Origin of the sequence: Streptomyces sp. NBC_00341 (assembly GCF_041435055.1) — a bacterium.
Lineage (GTDB): Bacteria > Actinomycetota > Actinomycetes > Streptomycetales > Streptomycetaceae > Streptomyces.
Map to the genome: position 1 here is coordinate 5436673 of NZ_CP108002.1, position 15448 is coordinate 5452120.

Annotated in this window: 15 protein-coding genes; 12 read left to right on the forward strand and 3 right to left on the reverse strand. The window is 73.1% G+C overall.

Annotated elements, in window-relative coordinates:
• Positions 1–94 precede the first annotated feature (94 nt).
• Positions 95–1648 (reverse strand): FMN-binding glutamate synthase family protein, encoded by a 1554-nt coding sequence (locus OG892_RS24620; protein WP_371630295.1) that lies wholly within the window; start codon positions 1646–1648, stop codon positions 95–97.
• Positions 1649–1972: 324 nt separating this feature from the next.
• Here OG892_RS24620 and glmS point away from each other — a divergent pair, with 324 nt between their 5' ends.
• The 7 genes from glmS (at position 1973) to tsaE (ending at position 9426) form a co-directional block, all read left to right on the forward strand.
• Positions 1973–3820, forward strand: coding sequence for a glutamine--fructose-6-phosphate transaminase (isomerizing) (gene glmS / locus OG892_RS24625; protein WP_371630296.1), 1848 nt, complete (start codon positions 1973–1975; stop codon positions 3818–3820).
• A gap of 24 nt (positions 3821–3844) precedes the next feature.
• Positions 3845–4213, forward strand: a complete 369-nt coding sequence (locus OG892_RS24630; protein ID WP_371630297.1) for a holo-ACP synthase — start codon at positions 3845–3847, stop codon at positions 4211–4213.
• A gap of 93 nt (positions 4214–4306) precedes the next feature.
• Entirely contained in the window at positions 4307–5782 is a 1476-nt protein-coding gene (locus OG892_RS24635) for an NAD(P)H-hydrate dehydratase (protein ID WP_371630298.1), read from the forward strand.
• A gap of 34 nt (positions 5783–5816) precedes the next feature.
• Positions 5817–6206: a DUF488 domain-containing protein gene (locus OG892_RS24640; protein ID WP_371630299.1), complete on the forward strand. Its 390-nt coding sequence runs from the start codon at positions 5817–5819 to the stop codon at positions 6204–6206.
• Positions 6207–6292: 86 nt separating this feature from the next.
• Complete coding sequence (alr, locus tag OG892_RS24645; protein ID WP_371630300.1) at positions 6293–7507, forward strand: alanine racemase; 1215 nt, start codon at positions 6293–6295, stop codon at positions 7505–7507.
• A gap of 139 nt (positions 7508–7646) precedes the next feature.
• A complete protein-coding gene (locus OG892_RS24650; RefSeq protein ID WP_371630301.1) occupies positions 7647–8900 on the forward strand; it encodes an alpha/beta fold hydrolase in 1254 nt (417 codons plus the stop codon).
• Positions 8866–9426, forward strand: a complete 561-nt coding sequence (gene tsaE / locus OG892_RS24655) for a tRNA (adenosine(37)-N6)-threonylcarbamoyltransferase complex ATPase subunit type 1 TsaE (RefSeq protein WP_328865741.1) — start codon at positions 8866–8868, stop codon at positions 9424–9426. The genes OG892_RS24650 and tsaE overlap by 35 nt, the downstream gene beginning before the upstream one ends.
• A gap of 407 nt (positions 9427–9833) precedes the next feature.
• Here the strand turns inward: tsaE and OG892_RS24660 are convergent, their stop codons facing one another.
• Positions 9834–10367: a L,D-transpeptidase gene (locus OG892_RS24660; protein ID WP_073732642.1), complete on the reverse strand. Its 534-nt coding sequence runs from the start codon at positions 10365–10367 to the stop codon at positions 9834–9836.
• A 185-nt stretch (positions 10368–10552) separates the two neighbouring features.
• Between OG892_RS24660 and tsaB the strand changes: the two genes are divergently transcribed.
• The 4 genes from tsaB to OG892_RS24680 are packed head-to-tail and all read left to right on the forward strand — an operon-like array spanning position 10553 to position 13093.
• The gene (tsaB, locus tag OG892_RS24665; protein WP_371631680.1) at positions 10553–11200 is read left to right on the forward strand and encodes a tRNA (adenosine(37)-N6)-threonylcarbamoyltransferase complex dimerization subunit type 1 TsaB; all 648 of its coding nucleotides are present in this window, start codon (positions 10553–10555) and stop codon (positions 11198–11200) included.
• The gene (gene rimI, locus OG892_RS24670; RefSeq protein WP_073732640.1) at positions 11197–11688 is read left to right on the forward strand and encodes a ribosomal protein S18-alanine N-acetyltransferase; all 492 of its coding nucleotides are present in this window, start codon (positions 11197–11199) and stop codon (positions 11686–11688) included. Before tsaB ends, rimI begins: the two co-directional genes overlap by 4 nt.
• The gene (gene tsaD / locus OG892_RS24675; protein WP_371630302.1) at positions 11688–12818 is read left to right on the forward strand and encodes a tRNA (adenosine(37)-N6)-threonylcarbamoyltransferase complex transferase subunit TsaD; all 1131 of its coding nucleotides are present in this window, start codon (positions 11688–11690) and stop codon (positions 12816–12818) included. The genes rimI and tsaD overlap by 1 nt, the downstream gene beginning before the upstream one ends.
• Positions 12815–13093: a hypothetical protein gene (locus OG892_RS24680; protein ID WP_073732638.1), complete on the forward strand. Its 279-nt coding sequence runs from the start codon at positions 12815–12817 to the stop codon at positions 13091–13093. Before tsaD ends, OG892_RS24680 begins: the two co-directional genes overlap by 4 nt.
• On the opposite strand, the gene OG892_RS24685 is transcribed toward OG892_RS24680, so the two are convergent.
• On the reverse strand, positions 13038–13745 hold the full coding sequence (locus OG892_RS24685) for a TetR/AcrR family transcriptional regulator (RefSeq protein ID WP_371630303.1): 708 nt from the start codon (positions 13743–13745) through the stop codon (positions 13038–13040). The two genes, OG892_RS24680 and OG892_RS24685, sit on opposite strands and share 56 nt — an antisense overlap.
• 123 nt (positions 13746–13868) lie before the next feature.
• Here OG892_RS24685 and OG892_RS24690 point away from each other — a divergent pair, with 123 nt between their 5' ends.
• Positions 13869–15380, forward strand: coding sequence for an MFS transporter (locus tag OG892_RS24690; RefSeq protein WP_371631681.1), 1512 nt, complete (start codon positions 13869–13871; stop codon positions 15378–15380).
• Positions 15381–15448: the final 68 nt, after the last annotated feature.

The following is a 15448-nucleotide window of genomic DNA, read 5'->3' on the forward strand; positions in this document are numbered from 1 at the left end:
GCACGGGAGCGGCGCCCGGCGGTTCCTACTTCACCGCTCGGCCGCAGGGGCGGCATCGACCCTTCATGAGCCGTTCGGGCCCACTGCCGGTGTCTCAGGCGGCCGGTCCCTGCCCGGAGGCCGGCTTCGATCGGGTGGCGAGCAACTCGGTGATCTCACCGGCGACGTGCGGGCCCAGCTCGCCCCAGCCGTCCTTGTAGCCGTAGACACCGGACAGGGTGCGGGCGTCGTAGTCGCCGTTCAGGATCTCGATGTCGTCGGCCGTGATGAAGGCCGGGTGGGCGACGCCGACGGCCGCCGAGACCTTCATCAGCTCCATCCGCAGGGTGCGCAGGTATGCGGCGACGCGGGCGGCCTTCGAGGTCGGATCGATGCCTCGGGCCAGCCGCGGGTTCTGGGTGGCGACGCCGGTGGGGCACTTGTCGGTGTGGCACTTCTGCGACTGGATGCAGCCGATCGACAGCATCGCCTCACGCGCCACGTTGATCATGTCGGCGCCGAGGGCGAAGGCGACCACGGCGTTCTCGGGCAGGCCGAGCTTGCCGGAGGCGATGAAGGTCAGGTCGTCGGTCAGCCCCAGCTCGGCGAAGGTGCCGTAGACCCGGGAGAAGCCCATCCGGAACGGCAGCGACACCGAGTCGGCGAAGATCAACGGTGCCGCCCCGGTGCCGCCCTCGCCGCCGTCGACGGTCACGAAGTCGACGCCGCGGTCGCCCCGCGCCATCAGCGTGGCCAGCTCCTGCCAGAACCCCATCTCCCCGACCGCGCTCTTGATCCCGACCGGCAGACCGGTCTCGGTGGCGAGCAGTTCGACGAAGTCGAGCATCGAGTCGACATCGCTGAACGCGGTGTGCCGTGACGGGGAGGCGCAGTCCACGCCGAGCGGGATGCCCCGTATCTCGGCGATCTCCGGGGTCACCTTCGCGCCCGGCAGCAACCCGCCCAGCCCCGGCTTGGCGCCCTGGGAGAGCTTGATCTCTATCGCCTTGACCGGGGCGCCGGCGACCACGTCCATGAGCTTGTCGAGGCTGAAACTGCCGTCCTCGTTGCGGCAGCCGAAGTAGCTCGTACCGATCTGGAGAACGAGGTCCCCGCCCTTGCGGTGGTACGGCGAGAGGCCGCCCTCGCCCGTGTTGTGCATCGTGCCCGCCAGCGCCGCCCCCTTGTTGAGGGCCGTGATCGCCGCACCGGAGAGTGACCCGAAGCTCATCGCCGAGATGTTCACCACGCTCGCCGGCCGGAACGCCTTGGCACGTCCGCGCGGACCGCCCAGCACCTTGGCCGACGGCAGCAGGGCCTGCGGGTCGTGCGCGTCGGGGAGGAGTTCTCCGGCGAACGTGCGCTGCTTCACGTACGCGTGCCCCTGCACGTGCTCGATGTCGTTGTCGGTCCCGAACCCGAAGTAGTTGTTCTCGCCCTTCGCCGACGCGTAGATCCAGGTGCGCTGGTCACGACTGAACGGGCGCTCCTCGTCGTTGGAGGTCACGATGTACTGCCGCAGCTCAGGGCCGATCGTCTCCAGCAGGTACCGGGCGTGACCGACCACCGGGAAGTTCCGGAGCAGTGCGTGCTTCTTCTGGACGAGGTCGCGGGCGCCCACCAGCGCCAATGCTGTCGCGGTGGCGGCAACGATATTCCGGGCACGCATGAACGTTCCTCTTTTCGAAGCTCGACGCCAACGCCATGTGATGGCCGTCGTCGTGTTGTGTCGCTGTTGCGCGGCGGGCACGACCTTGTGGGCGTCGGCGGCCGCCGGAGCACACCGTAATTGATATGAGAAGCCCGCACGGGTGCGCCCGTGATCAGGGTCGTCGGGTGAGGGACGGGCCTGCGCGGGCCTCCGGGGGCGGCGGCGTGCTCCGGCGCCGAGCCGTGGCGCCGCATCCCCTGGCCGACGCCGTCCTCCCTGCCACCCCCCGCACCTTCTGCGACTATGCGAAGAACGTGGGCAGATGGCAAGGAAAGGGATGATATGTGCGGGATCGTCGGATACGTCGGTGGGCAGTCGGCGCAGGACGTCGTCGTCGCGGGCCTCAAGCGGCTGGAGTACCGGGGGTACGACTCCGCCGGGATCGCCGTCCTCGCTGATGGCGGGCTGGCCGCCGCGAAGCGGGCCGGGAAGCTCGTCAATCTGGAGAAGCTGCTGGTCGAGCGGCCGCTGCCGGCCGGGAGCGCCGGGATCGGCCACACCCGGTGGGCCACGCACGGCGGGCCCACCGACGTCAACGCCCACCCACACCTGGACAACGCCGGGCGCGTCGCCGTCGTGCACAACGGGATCATCGAGAACTTCGCCGCCCTGCGGTCCGAACTGACCGGGCGCGGCCACGAGCTGGCATCCGAGACCGACACCGAGGTCGTCGCCCACCTCCTCGCGGAGGAGTACGCGGGCAGCGAGGACCCGGCAGAGGCGATGCGGCAGGTCTGCCGGAGGCTCGAAGGGGCGTTCACGCTCGTCGCCGTGTTCGCGGACGCGCCCGACGTGGTGGTCGGGGCCCGGCGCAACTCACCGCTCGTGGTGGGGGTGGGGGAGGGCGAGGCGTTCCTGGCCTCCGACGTCGCCGCGTTCATCGCGCACACCCGGTCCGCGATCGAGCTGGGCCAGGACCAGGTGGTGGAGCTGAGCCGGGAGGGCGTCGTCGTCACCGGGTTCGACGGGCGGCCCGCCGAGGTGCTGCCGTACCACGTGGACTGGGACGCGTCCGCCGCCGAGAAGGGCGGCTACCCCTCCTTCATGCTCAAGGAGATCGCCGAGCAGCCGAAGGCCGTCACCGACACCCTCCTCGGCCGGATCGACCCGGAGGGGACCCTGCACCTCGACGAGGTGCGGATCACCCGGGCGGAGCTGCGCGAGGTCGACAAGGTGGTGATCGTCGCCTGCGGGACCGCGTTCCACGCCGGGATGATCGCCAAGTACGCCATCGAGCACTGGACCCGGATCCCCTGCGAGACCGAGCTGGCCAGCGAGTTCCGCTACCGGGACCCGATCCTGGACCAGCGCACGCTCGTCATCGCGATCTCGCAGTCCGGCGAGACGATGGACACCCTGATGGCGCTGCGGCACGCCCGTGAGCAGGGTGCGAAGGTCCTCGCCATCTGCAACACCAACGGGTCCACCATCCCGCGCGAGTCCGACGCCGTCCTGTACACGCACGCCGGACCCGAGGTCGCCGTCGCCTCGACCAAGGCGTTCCTCACCCAGCTCGTCGCCTGCTACCTCGTCGCGCTGTACCTCGGGCAGGTCCGGGGGACCAAGTGGGGCGACGAGATCCGCACCGTCATCCGTCAGCTCTCCGAGATCTCCGGCGAGGTGCGGCGGGTCCTGGGGACCATGGAGCCGGTGCGCGCGCTGGCGCGTTCGCTGGCGGGCCACGACACGGTGCTCTTCGTCGGGCGGCACGTCGGCTACCCGGTCGCCCTGGAGGGCGCGTTGAAGCTCAAGGAGCTCGCGTACATGCACGCGGAGGGGTTCGCCGCCGGGGAGCTGAAGCACGGGCCGATCGCGCTGATCGAGGACGGCCTCCCGGTCGTCGTGGTGGTGCCGTCGCCGCGCGGGCGCTCGGTGCTGCACGGCAAGATCGTGTCGAACATCCAGGAGATCCGGGCCCGGGGCGCGCTCACCGTCGTCATCGCGGAGGAGGGTGACGAGGCGGTCGTCCCGTACGCCGACCACCTCATCCGGATTCCCGCAACGCCTACGCTGCTTCAGCCGCTGGTCGCCACCGTTCCGCTCCAGGTCTTCGCCTGCGAGCTGGCGACGGCCAGGGGCAACGAAGTGGACCAGCCGCGCAATCTGGCGAAGTCCGTCACCGTGGAGTGAATGGAGTGACATGAGGGTGCGTACGTGATCATCGGGGTCGGTATCGACGTGGCGGAGATCGAGCGGTTCGACGAGGCGCTGGAGCGCACCCCGAGGATGGCTCAACGCCTCTTCCTGGAGAGCGAGTTGATGTTGCCGGACGGTGAGCGGCGCGGGATCGCCTCGCTGGCCGCGCGGTTCGCCGCCAAGGAGGCGCTCGCCAAGGCGCTCGGCGCTCCCGCCGGGCTGCTCTGGACGGACGCCGAGGTGTACGTCGAGGCGAGCGGGCAGCCCCGGCTGCGGGTGAGCGGCACGGTCGCGGCCCGCGCCGCCGAACTGGGCGTGCGCCAGTGGCACGTGTCGCTCAGCCATGACGCGGGGGTGGCGTCCGCCGTGGTGATCGCGGAGGGGTGAGGGCGGAGGGCCGAGCCGGGCGCGTGACGGCGGGCCTGGCCTGGGCGTGACCTGGCCGGGGCGTGGCGGGCGTTTTCTGCGTACGTTGGAGCCATGCGTACTGCGTACAGCGTCTCGACCGTACGGGCCGCCGAACAGGCCCTCATGGCACGGCTCCCGGAGGGCGCGCTGATGCAGCGCGCCGCCGCGGGGCTCGCCGCCGCCTGCACCGACCTGCTGCGGCGCGGCGGCCGGGTGTACGGGTCCCGCGTCGTCCTCCTGGTCGGCAGCGGCGACAACGGCGGCGACGCGCTGTACGCGGGTGCCCGGCTCGCCCGGCGCGGGGCCGGTGTGCTCGCCGTCCGGGTCTCGCCGGGCCGGGCCCACGAGGGCGGGAGCCAGGCGCTGCGCGCGGCGGGCGGCCGGGTGGTGGACGGTCTCGACGTCCCGGCGACGAGCAGGCACCGGGACTGGGCGGGCCGCGTCGACCTCGTCGTCGACGCCGTCACCGGCATCGGCGGGCGCGGCGGACTGCGCCCCGGCGCCGCCGCGCTCGTGGCCCGGTACACGGCGCACGACGCGCCCGTCGTCGCCGTCGACCTGCCCAGCGGCGTCGAGGCGGACACCGGTGAGGTGCTCGGGGACGCGGTCCGCGCCGACGCCACCGTCACCTTCGGGGCGTACAAGCCGGGGCTCCTCATCGACCCGGCCGCCGAACGGGCCGGGGCGCTGCACCTCGTCGACATCGGGCTCGGCGCCGAACTGCCCGCCGTGCCGGACCTGGAGGCGCTCCAGTACGCGGACGTGGCCGCGCTGCTGCCCGTACCGGGCGCCGAGAGCGACAAGTACCGGCGCGGTGTCGTCGGCATCGCCGCCGGCTCCGCGCGCTACCCGGGCGCCGCGGTGCTGGCCGTCTCCGGGGCGCTGCGCGGCGGCGCCGGGGCGGTGCGCTACGTCGGCCCCGGGGCGGACGCGGTCATCGCGCGGCATCCCGAGACCCTGGTCCACGCGGGCCCGCCGTCGAAGGCGGGGCGGGTGCAGGCCTGGGTCGTCGGACCGGGGCTCGGTGACGGGACGGACGCGGAGGAGGCCGTCTCCGACGTGCTCGCCGCCGACGTGCCGGTGCTGGTCGACGCGGACGGGCTGCGGCTGCTGGACGCCGACGCGGTCCGGGCGCGCACCGCGCCGACCGTCCTGACCCCGCACGCCGGGGAGGCCGCGGCCCTGCTCGGCGTCCCGCGCGAGGAGGTCGAGGCGGGGCGGCTCGCCGCCGTACGCGAACTCGCCTCCCGGTTCCGCGCCACGGTCCTGCTCAAGGGCTCGACGACGCTCATCGCCACCGAAGACCCCGGCGCCCCCGTGCGGGTCAACCCGACCGGCACCTCCTGGCTCGCCACGGCGGGCAGCGGCGACGTGCTCTCCGGGCTGACCGGCTCGCTGCTCGCCGCCGGTCTCGCCCCCCACGACGCCGCGTCCGTCGGCGCCCACCTCCACGGCCTCGCGGCCCGGCACGCCTCCGACGGCTCCCCGGTCGCCGCCCAGGACGTCGCGGAGGCGATCCGGTCGGCCTGGCGGGACGTACGGGCCTGAGCGATCCTGGAAGCGGCGAGAGAGGGGCTCGGTCGTGAGCGACAGCAACGGTGACGTGCGCGTACGCCGGGTGTACGACCCGCAGGAGGACGGCGACGGCACCCGCGTGCTGGTCGACCGGCTCTGGCCGCGCGGGGTCGCCAGGGAACGCGCCGCGATCGACAAGTGGCTGAAAGACCTCACCCCGTCGAAGGAACTGCGCTCCTGGTACCACGAGGACCGCTCCGGCACCCGCTACGACGACTTCGTCGACCGCTACCGCGCCGAACTCGCCGACCCCGTGCACACCGCCGCCGTCGGTGAACTCGTCGCGCTGGTCCGCGACGGCGGCCCGGTGACGCTCGTGACAGCGGTCAAGGACGTCCGGCACAGCCACGTACCGGTCCTCGTCGACCACCTGGAACACGAGCTGCGCCACCGCTGACCCGGCCCCCGGCGCGCCCTGCCGCGAGCGGCGCCCGAAGGCCGCACCGTACGGCTCCGGGACACGGCTCTGAGACACTGGGCGCGATGAACGAGACAGCGTCCCTGAGAGCCCGTGCCGAGATCGACCTCGCCGCACTCCGCGCCAACGTGCGCGTTCTGCGTGCCCGTGCGTCCGGCGCGCAGCTCATGGCCGTCGTCAAGTCCGACGCGTACGGACACGGCGCGGTGCCCTGCGCCCGTGCCGCGCTCGAAGCCGGTGCGACCTGGCTGGGCACCGCCACCCCGCAGGAGGCGCTGGCGCTGCGCGCGGCGGGGCTCGGCGGCCGGGTGATGTGCTGGCTGTGGACGCCGGGCGGGCCCTGGCGCGAGGCGATCGAGGCCGATGTCGATGTCTCGGTCAGCGGCATGTGGGCGCTGCGCGAGGTCACCGCGGCGGCCACCGAGGCCGGCCGCCCCGCCCGTATCCAGCTCAAGGCCGACACCGGCCTCGGCCGCAACGGCTGCCAGCCCGCCGACTGGCCAGAACTGGTCGCCGCCGCCCGCACCGCGGAGCAGGCCGGGACCGTCCGGATCACCGGCCTCTGGTCCCACTTCGCCTGCGCGGACGAGCCCGGACACCCCTCCATCGCCGCCCAGCTGACGGTGTTCCGCGACATGGTGGCGTACGCGGAGAAGGCCGGTGCAGAACCCGAGGTACGGCACATCGCCAACTCCCCGGCCACGCTGACCGTCCCCGAGTCGCACTTCGACCTGGTGCGGACGGGCATCGCCATGTACGGCATCTCGCCCAGCCCCGAGCTGGGCACCCCGGCCGATTTCGGACTCCGTCCGGTGATGACGCTCGCCGCCTCCGTCGCCCTGGTCAAGCAGGTGCCCGCCGGGCACGGCATCAGCTACGGGCACCACTACACGACGAGCGGCGAGACCACGCTCGGCCTGGTGCCGGTGGGGTACGCGGACGGCATCCCGCGCCACGCCTCAGGCCGGGGCCCGGTCCTGGTCGGCGGGGTCCGGCGGACGGTCGCGGGCCGGGTGGCGATGGACCAGTTCGTCGTCGACCTGGACGGCGACGTGGTCGCGGAGGGCAGTGACGCGGTGCTGTTCGGCCCCGGTGACCGGGGCGAGCCGAGCGCGGAGGACTGGGCGCGGGCGGCGGACACGATCGCCTACGAGATCGTCACCCGGATCGGCGGCCGGGTGCCACGCGTCTACCGGGACGGGACGGAGAAAGGCACGGCGGAAAGGACGGCGGAAGGCACGGCGGACGGGACAGCGGACGGAATGTCGGCCGGGTCCTGACCTAGGAAGCGTTCCTGACCAGGCACGATCGGTTTCGGTCTGATCAGATCGGAGCAGATTGGACCGGGACCGATCCGATCGGAGCTGATGTGATCGGACCGGCCCCGACCCGAACACGACCCACGAGGAGCGCGGCACGGTGAGCGAGATCAGCGCGGGGGACGCGATGGCGACGGCCGCCTCGACGGTCGGCTGGCGCCGGGCGGGGGTCGCCGGGGCCGCCATAGGCGTGATCGCGGCGGGCGCGGCGGCCGGCGTCGCGGTCGAGCGGCTGACGGTCGGCCGGGGGATGCGGAAGCGGGCCAGGCTGGCGCTGGACGCCACCGGGCCGTACGGCTCGCTGCGCGGGATGCCGGGCCGGGCCACCGCCGACGACGGCACCGAGCTGTACTACGAGATCGACGAGGTCGAACCCGGCGGCGGCACCGGCACCGACGGTACGCCCCCCGGCAACGGAGCCGGTCCGCGCAGGCGCCGGCTCTTCGGGCGCAAGGCCCCCGCCCCCGTCACGGTCGTCTTCAGCCACGGCTACTGCCTCAGCCAGGACTCCTGGCACTTCCAGCGCGCGGCCCTGCGCGGACTCGTGCGCACGGTCCACTGGGACCAGCGCAGCCACGGCCGCTCTGAGCGCGGCCGGGCCCAGGCGCAGGGCGTCCACGTCGGTATCGACCAGCTCGGCCGCGACCTCAAGGCCGTGATCGACGCGGCCGCCCCCGAGGGACCGCTGGTGCTGGTCGGGCACTCCATGGGCGGCATGACGATGATGGCGCTCGCCGACCAGTACCCGGCCCTGATGCGCGACCGGGTCGTCGCCGTCGCCTTCGTCGGTACGTCGAGCGGGAAGCTCGGTGAGGTCAGCTTCGGGCTGCCGGTGGCGGGCGTGAACGCGGTACGGCGGGTGCTGCCCGGGGTGCTGAGGGCGCTCGGCTCGCAGGCGGAGCTGGTGGAGCGGGGCAGGCGGGCGACCGCCGACCTGTTCGCGGGGCTCATCAAGCGGTACTCGTTCGGTTCGCGGGACGTGGACCCGGCGGTCGAACGGTTCGCGGAACGCCTCATCGAGTCCACCCCGATCGATGTGGTCGCGGAGTTCTACCCGGCCTTCACCGAGCACGACAAGAGCGCCGCGCTGCCCCTGTTCCTCGACGTCCCGGTGCTGATCCTGGCGGGCGACAAGGACCTGGTGACGCCCAGCTCGCACAGCGAGGCGATCGCGGACCGGCTGCCCGACGCGGAACTGGTCATCGTCCCGGACGCCGGACACCTGGTGATGCTGGAGCACCCGGAGACGGTCACCGACCGGCTCGCGGACCTGCTGGTGCGGGCGGGAGCCGTACCGGAATCCTCTAACGTTGGCGGGCATGGAAGCACCGCACAACAGCCCGGCGGCCGCTGAGACCGCCGCGAGCGAGTCCGGCACCGTCAGCGTGAGGCTGACCGTCGAGTCCCCCGAACAGATGCAGGCCCTGGGCCGCCGGATCTCCGGTGTGCTGCGCCCCGGCGACCTCGTGATGCTCACCGGAGAGCTGGGGGCCGGGAAGACCACCCTGACCCGCGGCCTCGGCGAGGGCCTGGGGGTGCGCGGCGCCGTCACGTCCCCCACGTTCGTGATCGCCCGCGTCCATCCGCCGCTCGGCGACGGACCCGCCCTGGTCCATGTCGACGCCTACCGGCTGGGCGGCGGGCTCGACGAGATGGAGGACCTCGACCTCGATGTGTCGCTGCCGGAATCGGTGGTGGTCGTCGAGTGGGGCGACGGCAAGGTCGAGGAGCTGGCGGACGACCGGCTCCAGGTGCTGATCGACCGGGCGGTCGGTGACACGGACGACGAGCGGCGCGTGGTGACGCTGGTGGGCGTGGGGGCGCGCTGGGCCGGACTGCCCCACGAGCCCTGGGAGCCGTGGGCGGTGGACGGGGCCTGAGCGGCGCCTGCTTTCCGACACAGTGTCGGCAAATTGTTGCGCGGGGCGGTGCGGGCGTGGTGACATGGAGGGCGAGAGCAGGTTAGGTCTGCCTAACCGTGCCTTTCCACCGGAGCCCCAGGAGGCGTCCATGCCGACATCCGAGAGTGACCTTCGGCCGCCGCGCGCGGTAACGATGACCGAGCTGCTGGCGGCGGGGGCGGCGGCGAGCGCGGTGTCGACGCCGCCGGATGACGTGTCTCCGGGTGCGGACGGGTGCGCCCCGGGCCCTTCCGGCCCTCCGCCCGTGTGCGGCACCCCGTCCGTGTCCGGCCACTCAAGCCCGTCCGGCGATTGAGGACGGAAGCCTTGCGCCGGGGTCGGCGGAGCTTACGGATGTCCTCAATCGCCGGACGGGCTTGAGGTGGTTACCGGACCACGACGACCTTCGCGCCGACCGTGGCGAACGTCCAGACCGCGTTGCCGTCCGCACGGGACATCCGTACGCCGCCCGCCTTCAGCGTCGGGTCCGGGCTCTCCATCGAGCCGTCCTGAGCGGCGCTGAAGCCGATGGCCACGTCGTTGGTCGTCGCGAACCGCACCACGTGTTCGATCGGCACCCCGTCGGAGCCGGTGACGCTGCCGGAGCGTGAGGTGACCTGGTACGTCCCCGGGAGCGCGCTGACCGCGCTCGGCATGACCTTGAAGGTCCGGGTCGCCTTGCCCTTCGCGTCCACCAGCCACACCCGCCGGTCACCCAGCGCGTAGACGACCCGCATCCCCGTACCGGAGGAGCCCGGGACCGCGAGCGGGTCCTTCGTGGGCTTCGGCTTGGCGTGCCCGGCGGCCGGCGAGCTGCTGGACGCCTTCGGCTTCGGGGCGACGCTGGCGGGGGCGTTCGCCGACGCCTGGTAGGCCAGGAAGCTCACCGCGGCAACGGCCGCAGCGGTGAGCGCGACCACGATTCCCGAGCTGCCCCTAGACACCGTGCGCGCCTCTTTCGCCGTTGGTTGTCGTACAAGCGTTTACACGTACTCCGCGTACACCCGGTGACGGTAGCAGCCGTGACCCCGGGTGCCGGGACGCCGTACGGGGCGCGGCCGCCCCCGCGCGGGAGCCGTAGGCTGTTTGCGTGCTCTTGCTCGCTATGGATACCGCCACCCCTGCCGTCACCGTCGCCCTGTACGACGGGACCCGTGTCGTCGCCGAGTCCGGTCAGGTCGACGCCCGGCGGCACGGGGAGCTGCTGCTGCCCGCCGTCGACCGGGTCCTCGCCGCCGCCGGGGTGAAGCTCGACGCCGTGACGGACGTGGTCGTGGGCGTCGGCCCCGGCCCGTACACCGGTCTGCGGGTCGGCCTGGTGACGGCCGCGACGTTCGGGTCCGTGCTGTCCGTGCCCGTGCACGGGCTGTGCACCCTGGACGGCCTCGCGTACGCCGCCGGACAGGACGGCGTCGAGGGACCGTTCGCCGTCGCGACGGACGCCCGCCGCAAGGAGGTCTACTGGGCGCGGTACGAGGACCCCCGCACCCGGACCGGCGACCCCGCCGTCGACCGGCCCGCGGAGATCGCGGAGCAGCTCGCCGGTCTCCCCGTCGTCGGGGCGGGCGCGGTGCTCTACCCCGAGGCGTTCCCGGACGCGCGCGGCCCCGAGCACGTCGCGGCCGGTGCGCTGGCCGCCCTCGCCGCCGAGCGCCTCGCCTCCGGGGCCGAGATGCTGCCGCCGACGCCGCTCTACCTCCGCAGGCCGGACGCGCAGGTCCCGAAGAACTACAAGGTGGTCACGCCGAAGTGAGCACCGCGACCGCCGCCCTGCGCGAGATGCGCTGGTGGGACATCGAGCCGGTGCTCGACCTGGAGCACGAGCTGTTCCCGGACGACGCCTGGTCGCCCGGCATGTTCTGGTCCGAGCTGGCCCACGCCCGGGGCCCGCGGGCGACCCGCCGCTACGTGGTCGCGGAGGACCCGGCGACCGGCCGGATCGTCGGCTACGCGGGACTGGCGGCGGCCGGTGACCTCGCCGACGTACAGACGATCGCCGTCTCCCGCGACCACTGGGGCGGCGGCCTCGGCTCCGAGCTGCTGACCGATCTGCTGAAGCACGCCACGGCCTTCGAGTGCGCCGAGGTGCTGCTTGAGGTCCGGGTCGACAACACCCGGGCGCAGAAGCTGTACGAACGCTTCGGCTTCGAACCGATCGGCTTCCGGCGCGGCTACTACCAGCCCGGCAACATCGACGCGCTCGTCATGCGCCTCCACGTACAAGAAACAGAGACTGACTGATGGCTGACGAACCGCTCGTACTCGGTATCGAGACCTCCTGCGACGAGACTGGCGTGGGCATCGTCCGGGGGACGACGCTGCTCGCCGACGCCGTCGCCTCCAGTGTCGACACGCACGCCCGCTTCGGCGGCGTCGTCCCGGAGATCGCCTCCCGCGCACACCTGGAGGCGATGGTCCCGACCATCGAGCGCGCGCTGAAGGAGGCCGGGGTCAGCGGCCGCGACCTCGACGGCATCTCCGTCACCGCAGGTCCCGGGCTGGCCGGTGCGCTGCTCGTCGGCGTCTCGGCGGCGAAGGCGTACGCGTACGCGCTGAACAAGCCGCTGTACGGGGTGAACCACCTGGCCTCGCACATCTGCGTCGACCAGCTGGAGCACGGACCGCTGCCCGAGCCGACGATGGCGCTGCTGGTCAGCGGCGGGCACTCCTCGCTGCTGCTGGCGCCCGACATCACCAACGACGTCCGGCCGCTCGGCGCGACCATCGACGACGCGGCGGGCGAGGCCTTCGACAAGATCGCCCGGGTGCTGCACCTCGGCTTCCCCGGCGGCCCGGTCATCGACCGGCTCGCGAAGGAGGGCGACCCGAAGGCCATCGCGTTCCCGCGCGGTCTGACCGGCTCGCGCGACCCCGCGTACGACTTCTCCTTCTCCGGCCTGAAGACCTCCGTCGCCCGCTGGATCGAGGCGAAGCGCGCGGTCGGCGAGGAGGTGCCGGTACGGGACGTGGCGGCGTCGTTCCAGGAGGCCGTGGTGGACGTGCTCACCCGCAAGGCCGTCCGCGCCTGCAAGGACGAGGGCGTCGACCACCTGATGATCGGCGGCGGGGTCGCGGCCAACTCGCGGCTGCGGGCACTCGCCCAGGAGCGCTGCGAGCGCGCCGGTATCCGGCTGCGGGTGCCGAGGCCCGGTCTGTGCACCGACAACGGCGCGATGGTCGCCGCCCTGGGCGCGGAGATGGTGGCCCGCAACCGGGCCCCCTCCGACCTGGAGCTGTCGGCCGACTCCTCGCTGCCGGTGACCGAGCCCCACGTACCCGGCGCCCACGGCCACGGCCACGGCCACTCGCACTCGCACTCGCACGATCATGATCACGTGCACGAGATCAGCAAGGACAACCTCTACTCATGAGCGGTACGACGGTCGCCCTGATGTGGGAGGCCCGTGCCACAGAGGGCCGGGGCGCGGAGCTGCTGGAGTGGGCGCGCGCCCGCGCGGGCGAGCTGGCGCGGCCGCCGCTGCGCAGCGAGCTGCTGCGCGCCCCGCAGGACCGGGTGCTGGTCATCACCTGGTGGGAGGGCGCGTACGGCGACGAGCTGCCGGAGCTGCCCGAGCCGGACGCGGCGGCCGTCACCCGGCCGGTGCACCGCTGGCGCTTCGAGTCCCTCGGGCCAGCAGACCGGTGATGATCGCGTCGAGTTCGTCCACCACGTCGTAGTCGGCGGCGTACGCCCGCCAGTCGTCCTTGATCGCGGTGAGCCGGGGCAGCTCCGCCGCGTCCGCCTCTGTGACCATGTCGGGGAAGTACCGCTTGGGCGACGGGTGTTCGGCCCGTCTGGCGGCGGCCCGGCGGAAGACCAGGTCGCCGTAGACGTAGCTCCAGATCGTCCGGTAGGCGCGTACCGCCCGGCCGGGGGAGAGGCCGCAGTCGAGCGCGCAGCCGATGATCTCCTCGACCATCCAGAGCGCGTTGCGGTCGGTCAGCTCGCCCAGCGCCAGGATGTCGAGCACCCAGGGGATCTGCGCCAGGATCTCGTGCATGTGCGCGGCGACGGCGGTCAGCCGTTCGCGCGGGTCCGCGGGCAGCTCCGGGCGCGGGAAGGCGGCCGCCGTCCCGGAGAGGGTGAGCATCAGCAGCTCGTCCTTGTCCTGGACGTAGTGGTAGAGCGCCATCGGGGTGGAGCCGAGCTCCTTCGCCACCCGCCGCATGCTGAGGGCGTCCAGGCCCTCTTCCTCGATGATGCGGCGCGCCGTGGCGACCATGGCGTCCGGATCGAGCCTGCGCGGACGCCCTACGGACCGCTTGGTCCCCGGCGGTTTCTTCTCTGTCCCTGACACCCGGTCATTGTCTCCCGTCCCCTCCGCCGCATCATCCGCGCTTAATTTCTATACGCGTATAGTAATCTCTCGACCGAGTGACCGCGAGGGAAGGGGAAGACCGTGAACGACCGATCACGGCGGATGCGTTGGCTCCTGCCGGTAGCTCTCACCGTGCAGTTCATGGTGGCGCTGGACATGTCCGTGGTGAACGTCGCGCTGCCGGACATGCGCGCCGATCTCGGCTTCACACCGCAGGGGCTCCTGTGGGTCGTGAACGCCTACGCGCTCGCCTTCGGCGGGCTGCTGATGCTCGGCGGGCGGCTCGCCGACCTGCTCGGCAGCCGGCCCGTGCTGATCGGCGGACTGGTGCTCTTCGGGGCGGCGAGCCTGGCCGGCGGGTTCGCCGGGTCGCCGGGCCTGCTGCTGGCCGCGCGGGCGGTGCAGGGGGTCGGCGCCGCCGCGCTCGCCCCGGTGGCCTTCGCGCTGATCGCCATCGCCTTCCCGGCCGGACCGGCGCGCTCCCGCGCCCTCGGGCTCTGGGGCATGGCGGGGGCGGCGGGCGGCGCGGTCGGGGTGCTGGCCGGCGGGGTGCTCACGGACGCGGCGGGCTGGCGCGCGGTGATGCTCGTCAACGTGCCCATCGTGGCCTTCGCCCTGTTCGCCTCCCTGCGCACCGGACCGACCGCGGGACCCGCGGGGCCCGGCGCCCGGCTCGACGTGGCCGGGGCGCTGCTCGCCACCTGCGGTACGACCCTGCTCGTCCTCGGGCTCGTGGGGACCTCGACCCACCCGTGGGGGTCCGCCAGGACCCTCTGCACCCTCGGCGGCGCGGCCCTGCTGCTCGTCGCCTTCGTCGTCGTCGAACAGCGCACCGCGCACCCGCTGCTGCGGCCCGGCCTGCTGAAGGGGCGGCCGGTCCTGACGGCGAACCTGTTCTGCCTGCTGCTCAGCTCCGGCCAGTTCGCCGCGTTCTACTTCGTCTCGCTCTGCCTGCAGCAGGTGCTCGGCTACGGACCGACCGCGGCCGGAATCGCCTTCCTGCCGTTCAGTGCGGGCGTCGTCGCGGGCTCGGTCATCGCCACCCGTACGGTCGCGGCGCTCGGTACCCGGTGGCTGCTGGCCCTGGGCGGCTCGCTGGCCGCCCTCGGCATCGCCGGGTTCGCGGTCACCGCCCGGACGGACGCCACCTTCCTCACCTTCGTCCTCGGCCCGTCCGTGGTCTCCGCCGTCGGTATCGGCATGTGCTTCGTGCCGCTCGGCACCGCCGCCACGACCGATGTCGAGGCCGGGGAGACCGGGATGGCCTCCGGGCTGCTGAACAGCGCCCGGCAGGTGGGCGGCTCGCTGGGGCTCGCGGTCCTGGTGACGGTCGCCGCGCAGGTCAGCGGGGACTCCAGCCGGCCGGCCGACCTGGTCTCCGGATACGCGACGGCCTTCTGGGCCGCCGCCGGGCTGCTCGCGGCGGGGACGCTGGCGGCGCTGCTCCTGCTCCCGCGCGACCGGCGGGCCGGGGCGGCGCCCGCGTCCGGAACCGGGACGGCGACCGCTCCGGTAACCGGACCGGCGGGCGTACCGGTGGCCGGTCCGGAAGGCCTCCGAACCCATTCCGCCGGAGATGGTGATCCGGCCGTGTCCCGTTCGACGCGGGGGTGAGGGGCGGGGGCCCGGCCGCGAGAGCCCTCGGTCGCGCCCCCGCCCTCAAGGCGTACGACTTGCCGCCG